Annotated in this window: 22 protein-coding genes and 1 pseudogene; 18 read left to right on the forward strand and 5 right to left on the reverse strand. The window is 72.5% G+C overall.

Annotation, left to right across the window (positions count from 1 at the left end; genetic code table 11):
• Positions 1 to 49 precede the first annotated feature (49 nt).
• Entirely contained in the window at positions 50 to 418 is a 369-nt protein-coding gene (locus ACFY1U_RS15690; protein WP_390694685.1) for a hypothetical protein, read from the reverse strand.
• Between the two features lie 49 nt (positions 419 to 467).
• Positions 468 to 1976 carry an amino acid adenylation domain-containing protein gene (locus ACFY1U_RS15695; RefSeq protein WP_390694686.1) on the reverse strand — a complete coding sequence of 503 codons (1509 nt, stop codon included), beginning with the start codon at positions 1974 to 1976 and terminating at the stop codon, positions 468 to 470.
• A gap of 209 nt (positions 1977 to 2185) precedes the next feature.
• Between ACFY1U_RS15695 and ACFY1U_RS15700 the strand changes: the two genes are divergently transcribed.
• The 12 genes from ACFY1U_RS15700 to ACFY1U_RS15755 all read left to right on the forward strand — a co-directional run bounded on the left by ACFY1U_RS15700 (position 2186) and on the right by ACFY1U_RS15755 (position 13466).
• Entirely contained in the window at positions 2186 to 2929 is a 744-nt protein-coding gene (locus tag ACFY1U_RS15700) for an alpha/beta fold hydrolase (protein WP_390694687.1), read from the forward strand.
• A complete protein-coding gene (locus tag ACFY1U_RS15705; RefSeq protein WP_390694688.1) occupies positions 2926 to 4164 on the forward strand; it encodes an MFS transporter in 1239 nt (412 codons plus the stop codon). Before ACFY1U_RS15700 ends, ACFY1U_RS15705 begins: the two co-directional genes overlap by 4 nt.
• Before the next feature lie 44 nt (positions 4165 to 4208).
• Positions 4209 to 5288: a thioesterase domain-containing protein gene (locus ACFY1U_RS15710; RefSeq protein WP_390694689.1), complete on the forward strand. Its 1080-nt coding sequence runs from the start codon at positions 4209 to 4211 to the stop codon at positions 5286 to 5288.
• Positions 5285 to 5776, forward strand: a complete 492-nt coding sequence (locus ACFY1U_RS15715) for an SAM-dependent methyltransferase (protein WP_390694690.1) — start codon at positions 5285 to 5287, stop codon at positions 5774 to 5776. Before ACFY1U_RS15710 ends, ACFY1U_RS15715 begins: the two co-directional genes overlap by 4 nt.
• Positions 5777 to 5848: 72 nt before the next feature.
• The gene (locus ACFY1U_RS15720; RefSeq protein WP_390694691.1) at positions 5849 to 7318 is read left to right on the forward strand and encodes a radical SAM protein; all 1470 of its coding nucleotides are present in this window, start codon (positions 5849 to 5851) and stop codon (positions 7316 to 7318) included.
• A 2-nt stretch (positions 7319 to 7320) separates the two neighbouring features.
• A complete protein-coding gene (locus ACFY1U_RS15725) occupies positions 7321 to 8373 on the forward strand; it encodes a PLP-dependent transferase (RefSeq protein WP_390694692.1) in 1053 nt (350 codons plus the stop codon).
• A complete protein-coding gene (locus tag ACFY1U_RS15730; RefSeq protein ID WP_390694693.1) occupies positions 8373 to 9395 on the forward strand; it encodes a hypothetical protein in 1023 nt (340 codons plus the stop codon). Before ACFY1U_RS15725 ends, ACFY1U_RS15730 begins: the two co-directional genes overlap by 1 nt.
• A 63-nt stretch (positions 9396 to 9458) precedes the next feature.
• Entirely contained in the window at positions 9459 to 10208 is a 750-nt protein-coding gene (locus ACFY1U_RS15735; protein ID WP_390694694.1) for a class I SAM-dependent methyltransferase, read from the forward strand.
• Positions 10209 to 10213: 5 nt separating this feature from the next.
• Positions 10214 to 11509, forward strand: a complete 1296-nt coding sequence (locus ACFY1U_RS15740) for an acetyl-CoA carboxylase biotin carboxylase subunit family protein (protein ID WP_390694695.1) — start codon at positions 10214 to 10216, stop codon at positions 11507 to 11509.
• Between the two features lie 30 nt (positions 11510 to 11539).
• Positions 11540 to 12022: an SAM-dependent methyltransferase gene (locus tag ACFY1U_RS15745; RefSeq protein ID WP_390694696.1), complete on the forward strand. Its 483-nt coding sequence runs from the start codon at positions 11540 to 11542 to the stop codon at positions 12020 to 12022.
• Positions 12023 to 12046: 24 nt separating this feature from the next.
• A complete protein-coding gene (locus ACFY1U_RS15750) occupies positions 12047 to 13225 on the forward strand; it encodes an acetyl-CoA carboxylase biotin carboxylase subunit family protein (protein WP_390694697.1) in 1179 nt (392 codons plus the stop codon).
• Positions 13226 to 13304: 79 nt separating this feature from the next.
• On the forward strand, positions 13305 to 13466 hold the full coding sequence (locus tag ACFY1U_RS15755) for a hypothetical protein (RefSeq protein ID WP_390694698.1): 162 nt from the start codon (positions 13305 to 13307) through the stop codon (positions 13464 to 13466).
• On the opposite strand, the gene ACFY1U_RS15760 is transcribed toward ACFY1U_RS15755, so the two are convergent.
• Together ACFY1U_RS15760 and ACFY1U_RS15765 are read right to left on the reverse strand one after the other, a co-directional pair.
• Positions 13456 to 16524 (reverse strand): BTAD domain-containing putative transcriptional regulator, encoded by a 3069-nt coding sequence (locus tag ACFY1U_RS15760; protein WP_390694699.1) that lies wholly within the window; start codon positions 16522 to 16524, stop codon positions 13456 to 13458. The two genes, ACFY1U_RS15755 and ACFY1U_RS15760, sit on opposite strands and share 11 nt — an antisense overlap.
• 145 nt (positions 16525 to 16669) lie before the next feature.
• Complete coding sequence (locus tag ACFY1U_RS15765; RefSeq protein ID WP_390694700.1) at positions 16670 to 17137, reverse strand: response regulator transcription factor; 468 nt, start codon at positions 17135 to 17137, stop codon at positions 16670 to 16672.
• Between the two features lie 128 nt (positions 17138 to 17265).
• On the opposite strand from ACFY1U_RS15765, the gene ACFY1U_RS15770 reads away from it, so the two are divergent.
• The 6 genes from ACFY1U_RS15770 (at position 17266) to ACFY1U_RS15795 (ending at position 24420) form a co-directional block, all read left to right on the forward strand.
• Positions 17266 to 18045 carry a hypothetical protein gene (locus ACFY1U_RS15770; RefSeq protein WP_390694701.1) on the forward strand — a complete coding sequence of 260 codons (780 nt, stop codon included), beginning with the start codon at positions 17266 to 17268 and terminating at the stop codon, positions 18043 to 18045.
• A complete protein-coding gene (locus ACFY1U_RS15775) occupies positions 18042 to 18938 on the forward strand; it encodes a homocysteine S-methyltransferase family protein (RefSeq protein ID WP_390694702.1) in 897 nt (298 codons plus the stop codon). Before ACFY1U_RS15770 ends, ACFY1U_RS15775 begins: the two co-directional genes overlap by 4 nt.
• Positions 18935 to 20746, forward strand: a complete 1812-nt coding sequence (locus ACFY1U_RS15780; protein WP_390694703.1) for a B12-binding domain-containing radical SAM protein — start codon at positions 18935 to 18937, stop codon at positions 20744 to 20746. Before ACFY1U_RS15775 ends, ACFY1U_RS15780 begins: the two co-directional genes overlap by 4 nt.
• Complete coding sequence (locus tag ACFY1U_RS15785; RefSeq protein ID WP_390694704.1) at positions 20743 to 21840, forward strand: hypothetical protein; 1098 nt, start codon at positions 20743 to 20745, stop codon at positions 21838 to 21840. Before ACFY1U_RS15780 ends, ACFY1U_RS15785 begins: the two co-directional genes overlap by 4 nt.
• 61 nt (positions 21841 to 21901) lie before the next feature.
• On the forward strand, positions 21902 to 23131 hold the full coding sequence (locus tag ACFY1U_RS15790) for an ATP-grasp domain-containing protein (RefSeq protein ID WP_390694705.1): 1230 nt from the start codon (positions 21902 to 21904) through the stop codon (positions 23129 to 23131).
• Positions 23128 to 24420 carry an MFS transporter gene (locus ACFY1U_RS15795; protein ID WP_390694706.1) on the forward strand — a complete coding sequence of 431 codons (1293 nt, stop codon included), beginning with the start codon at positions 23128 to 23130 and terminating at the stop codon, positions 24418 to 24420. The genes ACFY1U_RS15790 and ACFY1U_RS15795 overlap by 4 nt, the downstream gene beginning before the upstream one ends.
• Here the strand turns inward: ACFY1U_RS15795 and ACFY1U_RS15800 are convergent.
• Positions 24417 to 24509: pseudogene (locus ACFY1U_RS15800) on the reverse strand (DUF3151 domain-containing protein); the annotation flags it as partial. The gene ACFY1U_RS15795 and the pseudogene ACFY1U_RS15800 sit on opposite strands and share 4 nt — an antisense overlap.
• Positions 24510 to 24603 lie beyond the last annotated feature (94 nt).

A 24603-nucleotide genomic window follows, 5' to 3' on the forward strand; every position in this document is an offset into this window, starting at 1 on the left:
CTCGGTGCGGGTGGGGCGACGGGGTGGACGGTCTCTGCCGGGAGCGCCGCTATGCGTCTGCCGTCCAGACGTCCCCGCGGACCAGCAGCTCGCCCGGTGTCGCCCGGCGCACGGCCAGATAGACCTCGGCGGCCGGTACGGCCAGCAGGGTGCTCAGCTCGTCGCGCAGGAGCAGCAGCAGGCGCCCCACCGTCTCCCGGGAATAGCTCGCCTTGCAGGTGACGAACCCGATGGGGGCGTACGGGCCCGACGGGCGCCGCCACTCCTGGCGGTGCACCGCGTCGGCGTCGAGCCGCTGCCAGATCACCCAGCAGTGTTCCGGCTGGATGCCGAGGAGTCCGGTGACCGCCTTGGCGAGCTGGGCCAGAGCGGGGCTGCCGGGGCTGGGGTCGGGCGACATGAGGGTGATGACGGGCATGGGGCGGTGCCTTCCTGGAGGACGGTTTCCGGCCGGCGCGAGCGAGCGGTCAGTCCGGGAGCAGCGTCAGCAGCCCGGCGCGGTCGACCTTGCCGTTGTCGGTGACCGGGAGTCGGTCCACGCGATGGACGACGTCGGGCACGGCGTGGGCGGGCAGCAGTCGGCCGAGGGAGCGGCGCAGCGCGGAGGGAGGCTCGGCGGCGAGGTCGGAGGAGGTGTAGAACAGCGCGAGCCGGTCGTAGGTGCCCAGCCGGCCGGGGACGGGCACGGCCGCGCAGTGGGTGACGCCGGGCAGCCGGGCCGCGTGCGCCTCGATCTCCTCGGGCTCGATGCGGTAGCCGCGGATCTTGACCTGACGGTCGGTGCGTCCGGTGAAGTGGAGGACGCCGTCGGAATCGCGGAACCCGCGGTCGCCGGTCCGGTACAGGCGCACGGGGACGCCCTCGGGACGGCCCTCGGGGAAGCGGGCGGCGGTCAGGGCCGGATCACCGAGGTACCCGCGGGCCAGCCCGGCGCCGCTGACGCACAGGTCGCCGACCGCGCCGGGCGGGCATGCCCTGCCGTCGTCGTCCAGGACGTGCACGGTGGTGCCGGGGACCTCGCGGCCGACGGGGACGCCGTACGGCCCGTCGCAGTCCCCCGCCCCGATGGCGTGGACGGTGACGAACACACAGCTCTCCACGGGGCCGTACCCGTTGAACAGCCGGATCCCGGGGTGCTGGGCGAGGAAGTCGCGGACATGAGCGGTCGAGAGCCGCTCACCGCCGATGTAGAGGCGGTCCAGGCCCTTGAAGCAGTCCGGGTCGATCTCGGTGAAGAGGTTGAAGAGGGAGGCGGTCAGCCAGGCGGTGTTCACCGAGCAGGTGTCGATCGCCTGGCGCAGGGTGTCCGGAAGGAGGTAGTCCTCCCGGGCCGTGACACAGGTGCCACCGGTCGTCAGCATCCCCCACAGTTCGAGGGAGAAGGCGTCCCAGGCCGCGGGAGCAGCCTGCAGCATGACGGTGCCCGCGCCGAAGGCGAGCGGCCCGTGCGAGGCGAACAGACGGGTGGTGGCCGCGTGCGGTGACACGACGCCCTTGGGGGTGCCGCTGGTGCCGGAGGTGAAGAAGACCGCCGCGGGTGCGTCGGCCGGTCCGTCATAGGGGGTGAACTCCCCGCTGTCCGGACCGGATCGGGGCAGGGACAGGTCCGTCGGGGGCCGCCACACCGGATGCGACACGGCGTCCTCCTCCCGGTCCGTGACCAGCACGGGCGCGTCCAACTGCCGCAGCACGCCGTCGATCCGCTCCCGCGGCCAGCGGGGGTCCAGGGCCGCGTAGCCGGCGCCGCACTTGAGCACCGCGAGCAGGGCGACGTACAGACGGGCGGAGCGCGGCAGCAGGACGGGGATCAGGGTGCCCGGGCCGACGCCCGTCGCCGCCAGGTGCCGGGCCCACGCGTCCGCCGCCGCGTCCAGTGACGCGTAGTCGAGGCGCAGGCCGCCGTCCACCACGGCGAGGGCCCGGGGTGCCGACCGCGCCTGGTGCGCCACGGCCTGGTGTATGAGCTCGACTCCCATGAAAAGCCCTCCGGTTGGGCCGGCGGAATGCGGACCGAACGGGCCACCGGATCGCGGTGGCCCTCAGCGGATACCCCAGCAGATATACGTCCCCTTCTTATGGGGTGTCACGTACCCGATTCCGGGGACAGTGGCCGCCGTTGACGTCATGGCCGACGGGTCGTGAATCTTGGGGAGGCCGGGCCGTAATTTCTCGAAGGGGTTTGTCGATGAGGGCCTTCCCACCGGAAGCACGCGTTCTTACCGGACCACTTCTGGCCGGCAGCGCTGTCGAACTGCTGGACTACGACGCCGTCCCGGGGCTCCCCGAGGCCGGCGGAGCACCCGGCAGCATGCTCCTGCTGCACGGATTCGGCGGCGACAAGGGACAGCTGCGGCCCATCGGCGACGCGCTGTGCCCGCCCGGCGAGTGCGCCGTCTACCCCTCGCTGCGCGCCCACGGCACCAGCCATCGGCCCGACTGGGGCTACTCGGTGCTGGACTTCGCCGCCGACCTGCACCGGTTCGGCGACATCCTGCCGGACGAGCTGCACCTGGTCGGCTACTCGTACGGCGGCCTGGTGGCGGCCGTCTCCGCGGTCACCTGGGCCGCCTCCCGGGTGCGCAGTGTGGTGGTCGTCGACCAGTCCTTCGACGCCCACCCGGATCTGCACGTCGCGGACGAGTGGGCCGAGGGAAGCCTGCTGCGCTGGACCTACGACTTCGGGCACCTCCCGGACCTGCTCCAGCGGCTGGGAATTCCCCTTCTGGTTCTGGCCGCCGCCGACAGCACGAACATTCTGCCGGACGAAAGAGAACGCCTTTCACAGCGGGACAGCGCCCTGTTCCGGCTGGAATTCATCGAGGGCTCGCACGCCGACTGCCATCGCAATACGGACGAGATCACCTCGGCCCTGCGCGCTTTCTACGAGGACCACTTCCCCGCCGCCCACAAGGAGACCGAAGCCTCATGAAAGTCTCTTTCATCGAGGAGGGGCCCGCGCGCACCCTGGTGCTGGGGCAGTTCACCAACTCCCTCGGAAACGGCGTCTTCCTGACGTGCTCGGCGCTCTACTTCGTGCGGATCGCGGGCTTCTCACCGGCCCAGCTGGGCCTCGGTCTCAGTATCGCCGGAATCGCGGGCCTGGTCGCCGGGGTTCCCTTCGGCCACCTCGCGGACCGCAGGGGCCCGAGGGGCACCTCGGCGGCGCTGCTGGCGCTGGCCGGCCTCGCCACTGCCGCCTATCTCACGACCGACTCGTACCCCCTGTTCGTCGTCATCGCCTTCCTGTACGCGCTGTTCGAGCGCGGTGCGCACGCGGCACGGCAGGCGCTGATCGCCGCGGTGCTGAGCGGCGAGAACCTCGTGCGGGTCCGCGCCAAGGTCCGCGTGGTCACCAATGTCGGCGTGTCGGCGGGAGCGGCGCTGGGCGGTCTGGCCCTGCTGTGGGACACCAAGGCGGCCTACCAGATCGTGTTCGCCGGGAACGCGTTGAGCTTCGTCGTGTGCGGTCTGCTGTTCCTGCGGCTGCCCGCCGTGCCGCCGTCGCCCGAACGCCCGCCGGGTGAGCCGCGGCTCGCGGTGCTGCGCGACACCCCGTACGCGGTCCTCGCCCTGATCAACATGGTGATGCTGCTGCACATCCCGATCCTGGAGGTGATCCTCCCGCTCTGGATCGCGCTGCACACCCACGCACCGCACTCGCTCACCGCCGCCCTGCTGCTGTGCAACACCCTCGCCGTCGTCGCCCTCCAGGTCCCCGTCACCAAGAAGATCGACGCCCTGGAGCCGGCCGTGCGCGCCTTCCGGGTGGCGGGAGTGGTCCTGCTCGCCTGCTGTGCGGCCTTCGCCCTGTCGGCCGGGCGTGGTGCGGTGGCCGCGACGGCGGCGCTGCTGGTCGCCGCGGCGCTGCATGTCTACGGCGAGATGGTGCAGTCGGCGGGCTCCTGGCTGATCGGCTACGAACTCGCCCCCGCCGACAAACAGGGCCAGTACCAGGGCCTGTTCAACACCGGGATCGCCGCCGTCCAGATGTTCGGCCCGCTCTCGCTGACCCTGCTCGTCATCGACTGGGGAACACCCGGCTGGCTGCTGCTCGGCGCGGTGTTCCTGGTGGGCGGGCTGTCGATGGCACCGGCCGTGCGCTGGGCACAGCGCCGCCAGGGCAGCGCGGGAGCGGCCGATCCCGCTCCGGTCACCGCCGGCTGAGAGCGGTCCGCAAGGCCCGTACAACACCACCTGATGGGGGAAAGATGGCCAACCGGGAATCCACCCTGCCGTCGAGCGGCGTCGGCCGTGACGGTGTGGAACTCCAACTGTGCGACGTGTGGCGCAGGTTGCTGGGCCGCGACGACGTCGGCATCCACGACGACTTCTTCTCACTGGGCGGCCACTCGCTGCTCGCCATCAAGCTCACCGTGGAGGTGCGCAGGCTCTTCCAGGTCGACCTCACCGCAGCCGACCTGCTGTCCGCGGCCACCGTCGCGGAGCTCGCCGAGATCGTCCGCCGCGGAACGGCCGACCGGCCGGGCCAGCTGGTGCGGATCCAGGCCGGTTCGGGCGGCAGCCCCGTCTACGCGCTGCCGCCGGTGTCCGGGACCGTGCTGCTGTACCCGCCCATCGCCCGCGCGATGGGCCTCGACCAGCCGTTCTGGGCCGTGCAGTCGATCGGACTGCTGCCGGGCGAGGAGCCCCTCACCTCGCTGGAGGAGATCTCCGAGGCCTTCATCGAGCAGTTGCGCACGGTCCACCCCGAGGGTGCCGAGTGGAATCTGATCGGCTACTCCATGGGCGGCCTGCTGGCCTACGAGACCGCCCGCCGGCTCAGGGAACGCGGCGAGCGCGTCGGCCTCGTCGGGCTGCTCGACACCCGGATCACCGTCGACCCCAATGGGGACCCGGACTTCGCTCTGCGGGCCCTGCTCTGGCGCGGACTCAAACTGGAGCTGGACATCGACTGGCTGCGCGGTCTCGACCCCGAGACCCGGGCGGCGGAACTCGTGAAGCGCGCCGTGGACGCGGGCACGATGCCCGCCGACTTCGACGCCGACCGGCTGCGCCGCATGATCGACATGTACCAGTTCAACCTCGACGCCCTCGCGGCGTACCGGGTGGGCTCCTACGACGGCACGGTCACCGTCTTCCGGGTGACGGACCGGTCCATGGAGGAGGGCACCCTGCCCGACGACCTGGGCTGGGGCGAGTACGCCGCCCGGGCCGTGGTCTGCGACGTGCCGGGCGACCACTTCACGATGGTCGAACCGGGCCAGGTCGAGGTCCTGGGCCGGCGGCTGCGGGAGCAGCTCGCACTCGTCCCCGGCGCGGCCGCATGAGCGCGGGCGACGCGACCGCGCCCACGTACGGCTTCCGGCCGATCGGTGTCGTCCGCTCGCCCCGCACCGTCCCCCGGCACGACCACTGGGGCGGCGTCACCTCGGTCATCGAGCTGGACCCCGCCGTCCTCGAGCCCGGGGCCGTGACCGGTCTGGAGCAGTTCTCGCACCTCGAGGTGGTCTTCCACTTCCATCTGGTCCCCGAGTCCGACGTGGTCACCGCGGAGGTCCACCCCAGGGGCCGCACGGACCTCCCGCGCCTCGGCATCCTCGCCCAGCGGCTCAAGGAGCGCCCCAACCGGCTGGGCGTCTCCCGCTGCGAACTGATCGGCGTCGACGGCCTCACCCTTCATGTGCGGGCCCTCGACGCACTGGAGGGCACCCCGGTCCTCGACGTCAAGCCGTACCAGCGGCTCTTCCAGCCGGACCCGGAGACCGTGCGCGAACCCGCGTGGCTCCACGAGGCGATGTCCGCCTACTACCTCTGACGCTTCTGAACCCCGCCCCGCCGTCCGGCCACAAGCCGGCCCGGGCACCGTCCACAGCCAAGGAGACCCACCATGTCCGTCCTCACCAACGGCAACGGCACCCCGGTCGACCTCGAGCTCAACCTCGGCCGCCTCCTCGACCGCAACCCCCAGCTGCAGATCCCCCGCGACGAGTACAACATCAACGTCACCTCGAACGAGGGCGACCGGCTCGGCAGCGACGAACTCGCCGCCGAGTACGCCGCGTTCCCGGGCGTGGGCCACCCGGCGCACCTGTACTTCCACCTCCCGCTGTGCAACTACATCTGTCATTTCTGCAACTACGTGAAACGGCTGGTGCCGCGCGGGAAGGAGGACGGCGCGCTGCGCCTGTGGTCCGACCTGCTGATCGAGGAGTCCCGCCGCTACCTGGACCGGTTCGACTGGATACCCCGGGCCCGCATCGAGTCCTTCTACATAGGCGGCGGCACCGCGGCCCTGCTGCTCAACAGCCCCGACTTCATCGAGCCGCTGGTGCGGCACGTGCGGGAGAACTACGCGCTGTCGGAGAACATCGAGTTCAACATCGAGGGCAACCCCGAGAACTTCCAGCGCCACCACCTGGAAACGGCACGGGAGCTGGGCTTCAACCGGTTCAGCCTCGGTGTGCAGTCACTGCAGGACGAGGTCAACGACTTCACCAAGCGCCGCCACTCCTCGGCCCAGTCCCTCGATGCGGTCGAGAACCTGCTGGCGACGGGCTGCCCGTTCAACGTCGACATGATGTTCGGCCTGCCGTACCAGACCCCCGAGTCGGTCCGCCGCGACATGCAGATCCTCACCGACCTCGGGGTCCCGACCATCACCATCTACCGGCTGCGCAACGCGGACCGCGAGGAGATGGGCATCGGCAACCGGGCGGTCTGGAACAACCCCGCCGTCCGTGAACGCCTCGTCGCCGAGGGCCGCTTCCCGGACCTGGACTCGACGTACGCGATGCGGCAGGAGGCCGTCGAGGTCCTGCTGGAGCAGGGGTACCACCCGAGCCCCTGCGGCTGGTGGAGCCGCCCGGACACGTACCAGGGCGGGAACATCCCGCAGACGTCGAAGAACAAGTGGGAGCACTACAACACGATGATCGCGTACGGTCCCGGCGCCTACGGCTGGCTGACCGGCGACCAGGAGGAATTCCTCCAGACGCACAACATCACCGACATCAGCAAGTACGTCTCCTTCATGCAGAACGACGAGGGCCTGCCGCTCAACTTCGGCCGGCGCCTGTCCGGACACAAGGCCATCGGCACCGCGCTCGGCTTCAACTTCAAGGCGAACCAGCCGATCGTCCTCGACCGCTACAAGCAGCGGTTCGGCGCCGACCTGCTCACGATGGAGCCCTTCGCCTCGGCGTTCGCGGAGCTGCTGGAGCGCGGACTGGTCGAGATGGTGAACGACGGCAGCGCGATCAAGCCGACCCTGGACGGCGAGGCGCTGCACGAGGAGATCATCTTCCACTACTTCCACCAGCGCATCGGCCTCTCCGACGCGCCCGTGTGCCGGCGGTGACCGTGCGAGAGACCCGACAGACACTGCCGACCGCCCCCGCGTCCCCTGACCGTGGTCCGGCCCGCCGGGTCGAGAACGCCTTCGCCGCCCTGCACGGCGCCGACGGCGCGCTGCTGGTGCCGGGCGTGGTGGCCGCCACGAGGGCCACGCTGCTCGCACTGACCAATCCGGGCGGCCACATCATCGCCTCCGACCAGACCTGCGACCCGCTGCGCGGCGTCCTCACCCAGGAGCTCTCCGGCCTCGGCCGCACGGTGACCTTCGTCGACTGCACGGACGCGGACGCGGTCGTCGCCGCCGTGGAGCCCGCCACCCAGGTCGTCTACACCCCGTCCGTCAGCGACCCGCTGATGAAGCCGGCCCCGCTCAACGAGATCGCCATCCACGCCCAGATGAACGACCTGCTGCTGGTGGTGGACAACACGGCGCTCTCGCCCGCCGAACTGCGGCCCCTGGAGACCGGCGCCGTCGTCGTCATCGAGGACACGGCGCCCTATCTCGACGGCTGGTCGGACGTGGGTGCCGCCCTGGTCACCGGCCTGGACCGGTGTCTGCCGAGGATCGCCGAGCAGTGCGCGCGGCTCGGCGGCGACGTCGACGCGTGGGCCGCCCATCTGCTGGAACGTTCCCTGTCCACGCTGCAACTGCGGCTGACCGCCCAGCGGGACGGTGCCGAGCGGGTCGCCGGGGCGCTGCGCACGCATCCCGCCGTACGGCAGGTGCACCGGCCGTCGTTCGACGAGTCGCCGTGGGCCCTGGAGACCCATCGGGGCTTCGGCGGACTGCTGTCCTTCGAGGTCGCGGAGGGGATCCGCGACCTGTCCGGTGTCCTGGCCGCGTGCGGCCCCGAGGGCGACGGCACACCGCTCGCCACCGCGGCCCGGCTCCCGGCCCACACCACCCACGCCCATCTGAGCGAGCGGGTCCGGCGGGAGGCGGGCGTCTCCCGCCGGCTGGTCCGGCTGGCGGTGGGCCTCGACGACACCGACGCGCTGATACGACGACTGCGGCGGGCCCTCGATGCGGCCCTGCGGCAGATCGAGGGGGGCGAGTGATGCTGAACGGCGTCGATCTGCGCGCCAGACGGACCCTGGCCGAGCAGATCCGCGAGGACTCGTGGGAGGCACAGCTGAGCATCGGCGTGGCGGCGCAGCCCGCGGCGCCCGGCCGCTGCCGGGTGCGCACCGAGCCGATGCGGCTCGGGTCCACCCGGGTCGCCCGTGCCTTCGGCATCGACCAGCGCTGCGGATCCGGCGCGGGCGACTGCCTCGACCCGGTCGGCTCGCTGCTGGTGGCACTGGGCGCGTCCGTCGCGGACAGCGTGGTCACCGCGCTGACCGGCGAGGGATGCAGCCCGGCACTGCTGGAGGTTCGGCCCCGCGTCGAGTTCGCGGCGGGCGGTGCGGCACGGCTGTCGTACGAGATACGGCTCGACGGCGATGTGTCGCCCGCGCAGGCGCGGCGCGCGCTCGCCGCGGCCCGCGAGCGGGGCAGTGCCCACCGCACGCTCGAGGAGCCGAACGACATCAGGGCCGTGGTGCAGACCGCCCAGGACGTCCACCTCACCAGCCGTCCCGTACCGCCCGGCACCGAGCCCTTCGTTCCCGGACGGCGGCGCGCGGCACGGGTGATGTGGGAGGTGGGCACCCATGTCCTCGCCGAGGTCGACGGTGTGCGGGCCGAGTCCGACCAGCCCAAGCAGCTGTTCGGGGGCGACCTCGCGCCGAGTGCCCAGGAGTACTTCCTGGCCGCGCTGGCCGCGGAGGCGCTCGGCTTCGCCGCCCCGGAGGGAGCCTCGACCGTCCCGGACGCGCCTGCCGCCTCGGTCCACGCGTCCGGCCGTATCGACCTGCGCGGGCCGTACTCCGCGCAGGACGCCCCCGCCGGTCTGTGCAACATCCTCGTTCAGCTGCTGCCCGCCGACCCGTCCGCGGGCGGCGACACCGACCCTGTCGGAGCCGTGCGCCGCTGGCTCGCCGAGGGTGACGCACTGCGGCTGGTCAGGGACGCCCACCCCATCGACGTCACCCTGGTGCTCGACGGCACCCCCCTCGACACCACGGCATGCACCCCATGACCCGCACGACCCGCACCATCCGCCCGACCGACTCGGGCGGGAACGACACGAAGGAGCCCCGCTGTGCCCCGTGAATGGGACGCCAAGACCTACGACTCGCTGCCCCTGCCGCACCAGCAGTGGGGCAAGCGCACCCTCGGCCGGCTCGCTCTCAAGGGCGGTGAGACCGTCCTCGACGCCGGCTGCGGCACGGGGCGCGACACGGCCGCGCTGCTCGCCCTGGTGCCGGACGGCCGGGTGATCGGGATCGACGGGTCCAGCCGGATGCTGGAGCAGCTGCGGGTGAAGCTGGCCGACCGCCTCGACCGGGTGGAGGTCGTGAACGCCGACCTCACCAAGCCGCTGCCGATCACCGGCCAGGTCGACGCGATCACCAGCGTGGCCACGTTCCACTGGATCACCGACCATGCCGCCCTCTTCGACAACCTGGCCCGGTACCTGCGGCCGGGCGGCCAGTTCGTCGCCGAGTGCGGCGGCCAGGGCAATGTCGCGCTGATCAACGCCGCCGTGGAGGAGGTGCTGGGCGCCACCGACGAGAAGAAGAAGGTCTGGTACTTCGCCGGTGTCGAGGAGACCACCGAGCGGCTGCGGAACGCCGGCTTCACCGACATCGAGGTCAGCCTGCTGCCCGATCCGGCGCGGCTGGAGCCCGGTGAGCAGTTGTGGAGCTACCTCGCCACCGTGGTCCTCGGCTCCCACCTGGACCGCCTCCCCGAGGCGGACCACGAGGACTTCGTCCGCTCGGTCGCGGCCCGCCTGCCCGAGCCGGTCGTCGACTACGTCCGGCTGAACATCACGGCCCGCAGGGCCTGACGGCCATGACCGCCCTCCCCGTCCTCCTGGTCGTCCACGACCAGGGCTCCGCCGGGCCTCTGCGCATCCTGTCCTCGGCCAGGGGGCTGTGCCGGGTCGTCTTCCTCTGCGAGGCCCGAGAGCCGTCGGTGGCGGCCGAGTTGGGGCAGATCGCCGGGCATGCCGAGGTCGTGGACATCGGCGGGCTCGGCGAAGAGGAGGTGTGCCGGATCGCCGCGGGGCTGGGCGCCGCGGGTGTGGTGACGTTCAGCGAGCACCGGCTGCGCCTCACCGCCGCCGTGGCCGCCCGCTGCGGGCTGCGGTTCCACACGCCCGAGCTGGTGGACGTCCTCACCGACAAGTTCCGTCAGCGGCAGGCGCTTTCCGGCGTCCAGGACACGGGGTGCGTGCTGGTGCGGCACCCCGACGACTGCGCCGAGGCGTTCGCCCGAGTGGGCACGCCCGCGGTGCTCAAGCCCCGGCACGGCGCGGGCAGCGTGGACACCTGTCTGGTCGGCTCGGTCGCCGAATGCCGGGACAGGCTGGCGGAGTTCGGCGACCGGGCGCGCCGGGACTTCGTGCTGGAGGAGTACCTGCGGGGCGACCCGGCGCTCGCGGACTCGGGATGGGGCGACTACGTCTCCGTAGAGTCCCTGGTGGTCGACGGGGAGCCCCGCACCGTCGCCGTCACCGGGAAGCCACCGCTGGTCCCGCCGTTCCGGGAGACGGGACACGTCCTGCCCGCGCCCCTGGCGGCGGACCTGGCGGCGGACGTCGTGGAACTCGAACAACGGGCCCTGCGGGCCCTGGGCATCCGGCACGGCGTCACCCACACCGAGGTCAAACTCACCGCCGACGGGCCGCGGATCATCGAGGTCAACGGACGGCTCGGCGGATTCATCGCCGAGATCGTGCAACGCCGCACGGGCCACGACCTGGTGGCCTCCGCGCTGCGCCTGGCCCTCGGCCTGCCCGTGACACCCCCGCGGCCGCTGCTGCCGGGCGGGGAGGCGGGCGGGGAGGCGGGCCGGGTGGCCTTCCAGTACCTGCTGTTCCCGCCCGCCGGCCCGGTCTCCCCGGGACCGCCCTCGCTCCTCGACTCCCTGGCGGACCTGCCCGGCGTCGACCTGGTCGACGTCTCCGTACCGGACGACCTCCACGACGACTGGCGCGCGGGTACGCTCGGCGCGCTCGGCGTGATCTACGGAACCACCGGGGACCACATCCAACTCGCCGGGTTGCTACGGAAGTTGCAGACACGCATGGAAATCCATTGGTACGGCTCCCCGGCCGCGCCCGCAGTACGCTCGGGCGCCGCGTGACACAGCAAACCCTGATGAAAGGCACGGAAGATGGCTGAGAAGAGCGCCTCGGGAGAGGTGGTCTCCGTTCCGGTGGGCCGGGTGGTCGGCGGCCGCGAGGAGGTCAAGGACGACGACTGGGGCACGGTCGAGGCCGTCATCCGCCTGGACGGCGACCAGTTCGACGCGGACGCGCTGGCGGGTCTGGACGCCTTCTCCCACCTGGAGATCGTCTACCACTTCGACCGTGTGCCCGTGGCGAAGATCGAGACCGGTGCCCGGCATCCGCGCGGCAACACCGACTGGCCGATGGTCGGCATCTTCGCCCAGCGCGGCAAGAACCGCCCCAACCGCCTCGGCGTCTCCCGCTGCCGCCTGGTGCGCACCGACGGGCTCGACCTCCACGTCCAGGGCCTCGACGCCGTCGACGGCACCCCCGTCCTCGACATCAAGCCCTACATGAGCGAGTTCGGCCCCCAGGGCACCACCACCCAGCCCGACTGGGCGACCGACATCATGCGCCACTACTACTGACACGCCCGACGCCCAAGGAGCCCCGTGTCCCGCCGCCCGCTCACCTCGGAGTCCGTGCCGGAGAACCCACGCCGGGTCCTCCTGCTGTGTCCGGACGCCCGCGTACGCGAGGCGGCGGCCGGCGCGGGGTTCGAAACCTGGTCGGTGGAGAGCCCCGGGGGCGGCCGGCGGGCCGGCGGGCGCACGGTGTCCGTGGATCTGGACGACGCGGACGCGCTGCACTCCGCCCTGGTGCGGACCGCTCGCGCGCACGGGATCGGACACATCCTGTACCTGGGCGAGGCGGAGGTGCTCCACCGGGCCGCCGAGCGGGCCCTGCACGCGGTGGCGCCGGAGCGGGCAGAGCCGCTGCGCAGGCTGGGTGATCCCGCGCTCATGCGGCGGATGCTCAACCAGAGCAGGGTCTCCGTGGTCAGGGCCGAGCCGGCCACGACCGCTCAGGCGGTCCGCGCGCTGGTCGAGGACTTCCCGCTGCCCGTGGCCGTCAAGACGGGCCCCGCCTCGCGGACCGCGTTCATCCGCAGCAGGGACGACCTCGACCGCTGGCTGGCCGAGGCCCCTGCCGGACCCCATCTCGTCGAGGAGCTGCTGACCGGGCCGCGGGTCAGTGTGGACACCCTCACCTGCGAGGGCATGCACGAGGTGACCGGCATGACGGCCCGGCGGCATGCCGACGCGCTCCTGCTGCATCCGGCGGCCCTGTCCGAGGCGGACCGGGCCGGGATCCGCGCCGCGGTGCGGGCCCTGCTCGATCTGGCGGGGCTCCAGTGCGGGCCCGCCCACACCGAGGTGGTCGTCACCGAGAACGGGCCGCGGATCGCCGCCGCGAAGGCGCGGCTCGGCGCACAGCCCCTACGGCGCCTGCTGCGGGCGTCGACCGGCCGCGCCCCGGAGGAGGACGTCCTGTCGGCGCTCGCCGGGTCACCGCGGCGCCGGCCGGCCCCCGGGCGCCCCGCGGCCCTCGCCCGGCTGCCGCTGTGCCGCCCCGAAGGGGACCTGGCGGCGGCCCTGACCGGCATCGGCGGGATGCGGCACGTCGACGACGTCCGGGTGGTGGCGGCCGACGCGGACAGCCCCGAGCACGTCCAGGTCATCGTCCACGGCGCGACGCACCAGGAGCTGGACGAGCGGCTCGCCGCGGTGCGACGGCGGTGGGCGGAACGGTTCGGCGCCGGCGCGGGCGCCGGAGGGGGGCCGCGGTAACGAGACGGGACCGGCACGGGAAGGGCCACGCCGAGCATGGCGACCAGACGACAGACAGCACCGGTCACGAAGGAGAACCATGCGCAGCATGCTGGCCACCCTCATCGGCGTCCTCTCGGCGACGGCCCTGGTCCTCGGCGTGGGGGCGGCGGTCGGCTCGTCCGCCGACGCCGCGCACAGCGCCCACAGCGCTCACCACCTCGTCGCGGACAACCAGGGGCCGACGGTCCTCACGCGCTGAGGCGGTCGTCGGCCAGCGGTAGGGGGCAGCCCATGGCGTCGAGCAGTTCCCTCGCCGCCGCCCGGTGCTCCAGGGCCAGGGCGGGGTCGCCGAGCGCCTCGACCGCGTCGGCCATCCCGTTCAGGGCCCGCGCCTGCTCCGCGCGGTATCCGATGGCGGTGGCGAGCTCATGGGCGTGGGCGTGCAGGGACAGTGCCTTGTCGTGCTCGCCGCGGTGCCGGCAGAACTCACCGATGAGGTTCTCGACCTTCGCCTGCCGCGTCGGACTGCCGCTCACCCGCGCGAGTTCCAGCGCCCGCCGGGCGAAGCCGGCCGCCGGCACCGGCCTGCCCATACACTCGGCCACCCACGCGGACAGGGCCAGCGCCAACGCGACGTCTCCCGGCGGACTGGAGGAGTCGCACAGGGCGCGCGCCTGCTCCAGGCGCTGGTGGGCGTCCTCGTACTGGCCGAGTCCGATGTGGGCGAAGGCCAGATCGGTCAGCGCCATCACATGGTTGTCGCGGTAGTCGAAGCCCCGGTGGAGCTCCAGGGCCTGCCGCGCCGCCGCGGCGGCCTCCTCGCACTTGCCCCACTGGGCGTACAGGGTGCTGAGGTTGGTGAGGGTCTCGGCCTCGGCGCGCGGGATGTCCAGCTCCCGTTCCAGGGTGATCGCGCGCTCCAGGTGCACCAGCGCCTCCGGGTGCCGCCCGAGCACCGTCAGCAGCAGGCCGATGGTGGACTCGCCGTGTGCCTCGGTGTGCCGGTCGCGCAGGCGGACGGCGACGTCCCGCGCCTCCGTGGCCACCGCGAGGCCCTCGGCGAAGTGCCCCAGCTTCCAGCATGCGACACCGAGGTTGGACAGGCTGACGCCCAGCAGGGCCACGTCCCCCAGCCGCCGCGCGGCCTCCACGGCGATCCGGCCGACGTCCCTGAACTCCTTGAACTGGCCCCGGGCGTTGAGCCGGAAGACGATGTTGCGGGTCAGACACACCGTGTGGCGGTCGAGGCCGCGGCGGTGGGCGAGGGAGATGGCGGCGACCAGGTTCGCGTGCTCACGGTCGAACCAGTCGGCGGCATCCGCCGCGTCCCTGAACAGGGGCTGATCGCCGCGGTAGGCGGGGATCCCCGTGGAGCGGCGTCGACGGCCGCTGAAGAGCAGCTCGCACGCCGTCTCGGTGGTCGTGAGGTAGTAGTCCAGGAGGCGCTGCACGGCCTCGACGTCGTCCTGCGCGCTGTCCGGACCGCACTGGCTCTGCGCGAAGTTGTGCACCAGGTCGTGGAACCGGTACAGGCCGATGGCGGGCTGCTGCAGCAGGTGCACGTCCAGCAGCCGTTCCAGGACCAGCTCCGCCTCGCGCCGGTCCGTGCCGAGGAGGGCGGCAGCGGCGTACACGTCGATGTCGCCCCCCGGGCGCAGGCCCAGGATGCGGAAGGCGACGCGGTGTTCCTCGTCCATGATCTGGTACGACAGCCGCAGGGACGCCGCGACGCTGCGTTCCCCCGCGCTCAGCTCCTCCAGCCGGCGGGTCTCGTCCCGCAGCCGGTCGACCAGGTACTCCACCGTCCACCGGGGACGGTTGCGCAGCCGCGCGGCGACGATGCGCAGGGCCAGCGGGAGGCGGCCGCACAGGCGGACCAGTTCGGCCGTCGCCTCCGGCTCCGCCGTCACGCGCCCGGCGCCGAGGACCTCCTCGATCAGCAGCATGCTGTCCTCGTGGGACATCGGGCCGATGGAGAACCACTCGGCTCCGTCCAGGTCGACGAGCCGCGCCCGGCTCGTGACGAGGACCAGACAGCCGTGCGAGGCGGGCAGCAGGGGCAGGACCTGGCCGACGTCCAGGGCGTTGTCGACGAGCAGCAGCACCTGCCGCTGGGCAAGGGTGGAACGCCACAGCGCGGTACGGCCCTGGAGGTCGTCCGGTATGCGGTCGCCCGGTGTGCCGACCGCCCTGAGCAGGGCGTCCAGTGCGGTGGCCGGGGGGACCGGGGACTCGCCCGGGGTGAAGCCCCGCAGATCCAGGTGGAGTTGGCCGTCGGGGAAGTCCGCGGCCACCTGGTGGGCCGCGCGGACGGCGAGCGTGGTCTTGCCGCTGCCGCCCATTCCGTCGATCGCGACGATACGGCTGGTGCGCCGGGCCGGTTCCCCGCCGACCTTGATGCAGTCGACCAGGGCCTCCAGCTCCTGCCTGCGGCCGGTGAAGTCGGACAGGTCGTACGGCAGGGAGCAGGGCGGCTCGGCCCGGCCGGGTGCGGGCGCCGCAGCAGCGGACGGCGGCGGCAACCGGAGTCCGGGGGCGGCCAGTTCGGGGTCCTCGCGCAGGATCGCGGCGTGCAGCTCGGCGAGCCGCGGCCCGGGGTCGATGCCGAGCTCCTCCAGGAGCAGCTCCCGTACCTTCCGGTACTCCTCCAGGGCCTCCGCCTGCCGGCCCGTGCGGTACAGAGCCAGCATCAGGTGGCCGCGCAGGGTCTCGCGCAGGGGTTTCTGGGCGATGAGATCGCGCAGGTCCCCGATGAGCCCGGCGGCCTCGCCGAGCCCGAGGCGCAGTTCGAAGAGCTGCTCGGCGGCGGCCAGCCGGCGCTCGTCGAGCGTGGTGCCGGCGGCCTGGATCACGGCGCTTCCCGTGTCCGCCATGACGGGCCCGCGCCACAGCGCGAGCGCCCGGCTCAGTTCCTCCACCGCCTCGCGGGGGCTGCCCTCGAAGGCCGCCCGGCCGGCGTCCCGGAGGTGACCCCCGAACTCGCTCAGGTCCAGTTCCCCGTCGGCCACCACGGCCCGGTAACCCGGCCCGTCGGTGACGATCACCCGTCCGCCGTGCGGAACACGCCGACGGAGATCGGCGACGGCCTTGCGTATCTGATGCGGGGCGGTGGCCGGTGGATCGTCGTCCCATGCGGCCTGTACCAGGCGCGCCACCGGCACCACTCTGCCCGGTTCGAGCAGCAGGGTTGTCAGAACCCGTTCCTGGATCGCTCCGCCCAGGCGCAGCCTGGTGGTCCCGGACCATGCTTCAAGCGGTCCGAGGATGTTGAACCGCAGTGCTGCAGCTTCCCGTTCGGAATCTCCCGGTTCGGACATGGATGCTCTGCCCCCCGTCATCCAGAAGCCCCAGGTAGGGGCCTTTCAGCAGGCCCGGATAGGGCCTCGCCCCGGGATCATAAGAGGTTTGCGTGACGGAGGGTACGGCCAAATTCACAGTTCCCGGCCGCAAGTAAACGTTCGTTCAAAGGGGTGCCAAACCGAGGGCGATTCGAGTGAGTTCGGCCTTGTTTCCCACGCTGAACTTCGATCGCACCCGCTTCACGTAGGTGTCGACGGTGTGGTGACTGATCCCGATGCGCCGCGCCACCTGACCGTGGGTCATCCCCAGCGCGATGAAACGCAGCACTTCCTGTTCCCGCGGAGACAACGTGGCGGACCCCGCGCGTTCCCCCGCGGCCTCGGACACCGCCCGCAGCACCTCCTCCGCGGTCGCGTCCGCCCGGACGACCACCACCTCGGACTCCGGTGTCCCCGGCATCCCGTCCGCCAGGCTCTCCCCGACGACCAGTACGTCGAAGGTGCTCCGGTCCCCGGCAGCGGGCACCCCCTCGGTCGAGGTGAACACCACCTCACAGGACGTCTGGGTGCTCAGGAGCTGCACCAACCCCATGAGCACCAACGGCCGCCGCTCACATATCGCTGTTCGCATGGGGCAACGGTCGCCCCGCGCCTTCCCGAATCGATACCGGTGCGCTCCCGTTCCGTCATGTCCCCGGAAACGGTGTCCCCGGATCCTGCGGCATGCCCCGGCGGACGGCCGCAACAACCATGGACGCCATGGTCGTTGATGTTTGCGAGGTCTCCCGGCGGTACCTTCGCCGCACCGGTCTGGAACACGACTGGGTCGGTTCTCCCTTCGCGGCGTCCGGCGTCCCGGAAGACCTGGTGCGGAAAATCGCGCTGCGTTTCCATGAGCAACCCAGCCGCCCCGACGATCCCGACGCCCGCGGTCAGTACCTGCAGATGGCAGGCGAAGCCCGGACCCAGCTCGCCTGTATGACCGGCATGGGGCTGAAGGTGCGCTTCTTCCGGGGTTCCGGACAGCCCTACACCTCGTCCCGGGAGCTGTGCCGCGCCCTGGACGCCGGCGAGGACCTGCAGGTGTTCCCCACGGCGCACGGACACGGCCCGGAGGGCTACGAGGACCCGGACAACCCGCTCCTCGCGCCGTCCGGCACCGAGATCGACGGAACGCCGGCCCTCCACAACGACGTCCTGCGCGCCACGCACGACTACTTCGGGCACTACCTGATGCGCGCCCCGTTCGATCTGCGCGGTGAACTCTCCGTGGCCTACGCGCATCTGAGGATGTTCTCGCCCGGCATCCACCGTGCGGTGCTGAACGAGTTCGTCGGGCAGATCGCCTGGTTCTACCACGGCCCGCACATCACCAGACCCGACGGCTCGGTTCCACGCCGCGGCGACGACGACTGGATCGCTCCCGAACAACGCCCTTTCGCCGAGCAGAAGATCAATCTGATGCCGGCCGAATGGGTCGCGGAATTCCTCGCCTGGGGCAGCGCCGGAAGAACAGAGAAATGCAGGGAGACGGTATGAGCCCGCTCCCCAGGATCCTCGACGGCGGCACGGCCACCGGCCTGCAGGCGGCCGGGATCCCCATGCTCGAACCGTGGCTCACCAGCGCGCCCCTGCGGACCGCGGCCGGGATGGACGCGCTGGTCGAGGTGCACGCCCGTTTCCTGCGCAGCGGCAGCGACGTCGTCACCGCCAACACCTTCCGCACGAACACCCGCGCCCTGTCCCGCATGGGCGTGGCCGAGGCGGAACAGCGCGAGTACGTGCACCGGGCCGTGGCCTGTGCGGTACGGGCCCGGGAGGCCGCCGGCACCCCGCACGCCCTGGTGGCCGCCTCGGTCGCCCCCGTCGAGGACTGCTACACCCCGGCGCTGACCCCGGACGACGACTCCCTGCGCCGCGAGCACCGATGGCTGGCCGGGGTGCTCGCCGGGACGCGAGCCGACCTCGTCCTCGTGGAGACGCAGTGCACCCGCCGCGAGGCCGTGATCGCGGTCGAGGCCGCAGTGCGGCGCGGGCTGACGGCCTGGGTGAGCTTCGTGGTCACGGACGAGATCACGCTCCCCGACGGTGACGCGCTCGACGAGGCGGCGCGGGCCTGCGTCGACGCCGGAGCGGCTGCCGTGGCCGCCAACTGCCTGCCCCCCGCCGCCGTCCCCCGCGCCCTGGAGCGGCTGTCCGGCCTCGGCGTACCGGTCGGCGTCTACCCCAACCTGGAGGACCGCGCCGCGCTCGGCCCGTGGGAGCACAGCGCCCACACGCTGCCGCCCGCCCTGTCGCCCACGGTCTTCGCCGACCTGGCACACGGCTGGGCCGCCGGGTTCGCGCCGGCCTTCGTCGGCGGCTGCTGCGGAACGACCCCCGCGCACATCGGCGCCCTGTCGGACAAGTGGAAGGAAAGGTCAGCGGCGTGACGGCGCTTCAGGTACGAGCCACGTTCGGATCCGGCCTCCTGCACATCGGCAGCCGGGACACCGGCCCTGTCCTGCGGGCGCGCCGCCAACAGGTCCGGGCGGCGGCCGAGCGCGCCGGATCCGAGGTCGCCGGGGCGGCGCGCGCCTTCGGTGTGCTGGCGATCCTCGCGCCGGTGATCACCGACGCGGACAACGACGTCGCCTATCCCGGCGACCCCATGGCCCTGTATTCGGCGCTGAGTTACCCCATGGTCCGGGCGACGGCCTCGTTCACCGACCCCTTCGGGTCCACCGACGTCTACAACGATCTGTGTCCGCTCTGGCCCGCCCTGCCCGGCAAGAAGGAGCGCCCCGACGTCTCCCGCCGGCTGGAGACCGAGGTGCGGACCACCGACGACACCGTCTTCGACCCCCGGACGTGGACCCCGCGGACGCGCGCCGACCTCCTCGGCCTGCTGCGCCGGCGCACCCCCTCCGTCGTCCTGATCAGCGCCGTCTCCCCGGCGCACCGCTACGCCCTGGAGATCGCCGCCCTGGTGAAGGAGGAATGCCCCACCGCCCTGGTGGTGCTGGGCGGCCGCCACGCGGACGAGACGGTGCGCCGCGAGCAGCCGGCGCAGGTGCACCTCGCGCCCAGCGCCACCGGCACCGCCGGCCCGGTCGACGTCCTCGTCAGCGGCGACGGCGGCCCCCTGCTCGACCTCACCCTGCGGGCCGTCGCCCGCGCCATGGACCCGGCCACCCGCGTGGCCGGCACCGGCCCGGTCGCCGCCGAGCTGGAGCGGATGGCGGGCGAGGGCGGGCAGGAGTACGGACGTGGCAGCATCCTCGTCCGCGGCACCGCCGGCTGGATCGCGTTCGCGGTGGACGGCCCGCCCGTACCTGCGGAGCGGAACCCGTCGCCGTACGCCCCGTTCCTGATCCGTTCCCGCTTCCCGATCTTCACCAGGGACGACGGCACGGTCGCCCGGTGCGCCCATGTCCTGGTCTCCGGCACCTGCCCTATGCGGTGCACCTTCTGCTCGGAGTCCGCCCTGCTGGGCCAGGTGCGGCGCCCGGTTGCCGGCGACACCGGGATGGCGGTGGAGCGGCTGCGGGAGTACGTCGAGTACGGCGCCGAGGCCGCCTTCTTCGACGACTCGATCTTCTGGTCCGGCTCCTGGCCCCGCATCGGGCGGTTCTGCGCCGAGCTGGCCGAGGCGCGGCAGATCGACCGCGGTCTCGCCGACCTGCAGTGGGGTGCCCAGCTCACCGTCGACGTGCTCACCGGCCCGAAGCCCGAGATCGTACGCGCGGGTCTGACCGCGATGCGCCGGGCCGGCTGCAGCTATGTCTACGTGGGCATCGAGAGCATGTCCGAGCAGGTCATGCGGCACGTCCACAAGAACGTCCGGCGCACCACGCCGTGGAAGGAGCGGGTGCGCCGGGCACTGGGGCTGCTGCGCGACCACGGGATCCGGGTGGGCAGTTCGGTCCTCTTCGGGCTCGACGGTGAGACCGAGGACAGCATCGGCGAGACCATCGAGGAGGTGGGCCGGCTCATCGACGACGGCTATCTGATGCTCGCCAGCCCCAACATCCTGACGTACCACCCGGGCACGGAGATCACCCGCCGGCACGGCATGGAGGATCAACTCGACTACGGTTCAGAGGGAGTTGAGGTGCCCCCGCCGTACTCCTTCTTCGAGGAGGCGTATCCGGGTGTCGTCTCACGGCTGCTGACGGAGGACCACATCTGGCGCATCCACCGGGAGTCGAGGGCGCGCTGGGGGCAGGTGCGCAACGGAGTGGAAGCGGTGACGATGTGACGGTCACGGAACATGCGACGGCGGACGGTCTGCCCGACGCGTACTGGAGTGCCGACCCGGCGGACCCCAGGTCCTCACGGGCCTGGCTCACCGCCAACCGCTGGCCCGAGGACGGGGTGCGGTTTCTGGAGATACCCGGCGCGGGCGCCGCCTGCGCGGTGCGCACCCAGGACGACCACTCCGGCTTCCCCCGGATGAACTGCACCGACGTGGCCGCAGGCAGGGGCCGCGACGTGGAGCAGCCCGAAGCGGACATCGCACGGGCCAGGACCGAAGGGCTGCGCCAGCTCAACGTCTGCGCCCTCGGGTACGGGCAGTCCGTGTTTCCCGCGCGCGGTGCGAAGTTCGACGCGGACGCGCTGCTGACCGCCCTCGAGGAGTACGCGCACCGGCAGGGGCGGCTGCTCACCTTCCTGCACCTCGACGCGGACGACCCCGTCCTTCCGTCCCTGCGGCGGCGCGGCTGGAGCGTGGGAGTCACCGACCACTACTACCGCATCGCGGACGTCGGGCCGGACGAGACCGCCTATCTGGCGGGCTTCTCTGCGCACCGCCGGAGCCGGCTACGGCGGGAACTGGCGTCCCTGGCACAGGCCGGCGCGAGCGCCGAGATCCACCGGGGCGCCGAGGTGACCGACCGGATCCAGCAGGAGGTCGCGCACCTTGAGGCGTGCTCGGACGAGAAGCACGGCATCCCGGGTGACCCGGCCCGGCTGCTGCGCGTCAACGAGGGCCTGCGGCACGCCTTCGGCTCCCGCTACTGCGTGGCACTCGTACGGGACCGGCACGGGAACGCCGTCGCCAGTTCGACGGCGCTCATCGGCGCCCGCGACGTGCTGCCGCGCATGGTCGGACTCGGCCCCGGAAGCAAGGAGATCGGCGCGTACTTCCACGTCGCCTACCACCTGATGGCGCGCCTGGCCCGGGACAGCGGGGCCCGCGGTGTGCTGCTCAGCACGGGCACCGCGACGGCCAAGCTGCACCGGGGCGCCACGGCGAGTCCGCTGCTGAGCGCCGTACCGCCCGCCGCCCGGGCCCACACCGCCCTGCTGCGCCGCACGGACGCGGCGTTCACCGCCCGAGAAACCCGCTGAACCACCCGTGCCCGCCGAACCACCCGTGCCCGCTGAACCACCCGTGAAGGAGCAGAGTGCCTTGAACGCACGCCCCACCGTCCTGATCATCGGCATCGGCCCCCTGCGTGAACGCTTCTTCGCGGCGGCGGAGCGCAGAGGGGTCGACACGATCCTCGTGGACGAGACCGCCTACTCCCGCTACGACCGGCTGGCCACCGAGAACCACGCCTGGCGCCTGACGGACCATCAGGATCCGGGTCCGGACCTGGACCGCCTGAAGTCGTTCGCGGGCCGGGCCGACGGCGTCCTCGCCTTCAACGACTGGGGCACCCGCATCGCGGCCCGCCTCGCGCGGGAGTGGGGACTGCCCGGTGCCGGAGCGGCCGTGGCCGACGAGCTCGCCCACAAGGCCGACGTACGGCGCCGGCTCGCCGGTACCGGTGCCGGACTGCCCTTCGTGCTCACCGCCGACCCCGCCGAGGCCGAGGCGCTGCTGCGTTCCGCTCCGTCCGGCGAGGTCATCGTCAAGCCCGTCGACGGTGCGGCCAGCCTCGGCATCCGACGCGTGGCCGACCCCGCCGAACTGCCCGCCGCCCTCGCGGCCGTGATGTCCACGACCGGTCAGCCCCACGCGCTGGTCGAGCACTTCGTGCCGGGTCCGGAGCTCTCCCTGGAGGCCGTGGTGTCGGCCGGGCGCACCCTGTTCGTCGGGGTCACCGAGAAGACCTGCACCGCGCCGCCGTCCTTCGTCGAGACACGGCATGTGATCGACCCCGCCGTACAGCGCGAACTGGTCCCCTCCGCCACCCGCTTCGTCGACGACGTGGCCAAGGCGCTGGACATCGACAGCGCCGTGCTCCACCTGGAGGCCAAGCGCGACGGCGACCGCTGGCACCTCATCGAGATCGCCTTCCGCCCCGCCGGCGGCCTGATCAGCGACGTACTGCTGCGCGCCACCGGAGTCGACCTGTACGACGCCGCCCTGTCGCTCGCGCTCGGCGAGGAGAACCCCGTGCGCGTTCGGCCCGGTGCCGCCCCCCAGGTGGCGGCGGTGGAGTTCGTGGCGGGTACCGGAACCGTCGCGGACGCCCCCACGATGGCCGGGGTCCGCGAGGGCCTGCCGCTCGTCACCCACGCGGAGCGACTGCTGCCGCCCGGGTCGGTCCTGGCGAGCGTGGACGCCAACTGGTGGCGGGCCGGCTATGTCCTGGGCAGCGGCCCCGACCGCGGCGAGACCCTGGCACAGCTGGCCGAGGCGAACTCCCGGCTGCTCGGCCTCCTCGGGCTGACCAAGGTGCCCGACGCGTGAGTCGCACGCCGACCCGGTCGGGGGACCGGGAGGACGGACCTCTGCCCCGGCTGTTCATGTCGGCGATGATCGTCGACGCGGTCGGGTCGGGGATGTTCATGCCCTTCGCGCTGCTGTACTTCGTGCGCGTGCAGGACCTCGGCGTCACCTCCGTCGGCAGCACGCTCACCGTGGTGAACCTGGCGCTCATCGTGTCGGGCACGGCCCTGGGACGGCTTGTGCAGTCGGTGGGTCACCTGCGCTCGCTCATCCTGGTCAACGCCGTGCGCGCCCCGCTGTTCGTCCTGTACACGGTGACCCTGCCCGCGCCCGCGGCCGTGGGCGCGCTGGCCCTGTCGGCCGTACTCGACAAGGCGGCGTGGGTCTCGCTCGGCGCCACGATCGCCCGGCTCTCCCGAGGGCCCGCGTCGCGCCGTGCTTTCGGCACGGTGGGCTGGGCCCGCAACGTCGGCCTGTGCCTGGGGTCCCTCGCCGGCGGCCTGCTGGCCTCGGCGCACAGCTCGGCCGGACTGCGGGTGATCGCGCTGGTCGACGCGGCGAGCTTCGCCGTCACCGCCGTCGTACTGCTGCGGCTGCGGGGACAGACGGCCGCACAGGCCGCCGCCGGTCCCTCCGCCCCGGGGCCCGCCGCCCCCAGGACCGGCACCCTTCAGGTGCTGCGCCTGCCGGGCTTCGCGCTGCTGACCGGCGCCAAGACCTGCTTCACGGTGTGCGCCACGCTGGTCTCGACATTCACCGGTCTCTATCTGGTCGACGGCGCCCGACTGGGCGGCTGGGTGGCCGGCACGGTACTGGCTCTGAACGGCGCCCTCGTCGTGCTGTTCCAGCAGTCGCTGGTGAAACGGACGGCGGACCGCGGTGCACCGCGCATGATGGCCGTGGGCGGTGCCCTGTACGCGGCCGCCGGGCTGGGGTTCGCGCTGGTCCCCCCGCTGCGGGACACGGCCGCGCCGGCGGCCGCCGTCGCCCTGGCGCTCGCCTCGATGGCGGTGTACACCTTCGGCGAGATCGTGATCGCCCCGACCAGCGACGGACAAGCGGCCGAGCTCGCACCGCCCGGGATGGAAGCCCCCTGCATGGCGGTGTACCAGGCCTCCTGGTCCATCGCCTCCGTGGCCGTACCGGCCGCGGGAGCCCTGCTGCTGCTCGCCTCCGCCTCCGCCCTGTGGACCGTGTTCGCGGCAGTGGCTCTCCTGGGCACCCTGCTCAGCGCGGCGCTCGGCCGGGCGGCGCAAGGCCCGCCCGGTCACACCGGGCGGGCCCGAGAGGCAACAGCGGCGGACCGCTAGCCCAGGGTCTGGGCCGCCGTCGGCGAGGAGTCCTTCAGGAACTGGGTGCAGCGCTCGTACTCCTCCTGCTCGGTGAGAGCTTCGCGGGCGTCGGCGTCGGGACCGGTCCGCGTGGCGTCGGCCCGGTTCGTTCGGTTCAGCAGGACGGCGGCGTGGGCCGGGTGGGCGCGCAGGGACTGTACG

The organism is Streptomyces sp. NPDC001351, assembly GCF_042896045.1.
GTDB lineage: Bacteria > Actinomycetota > Actinomycetes > Streptomycetales > Streptomycetaceae > Streptomyces.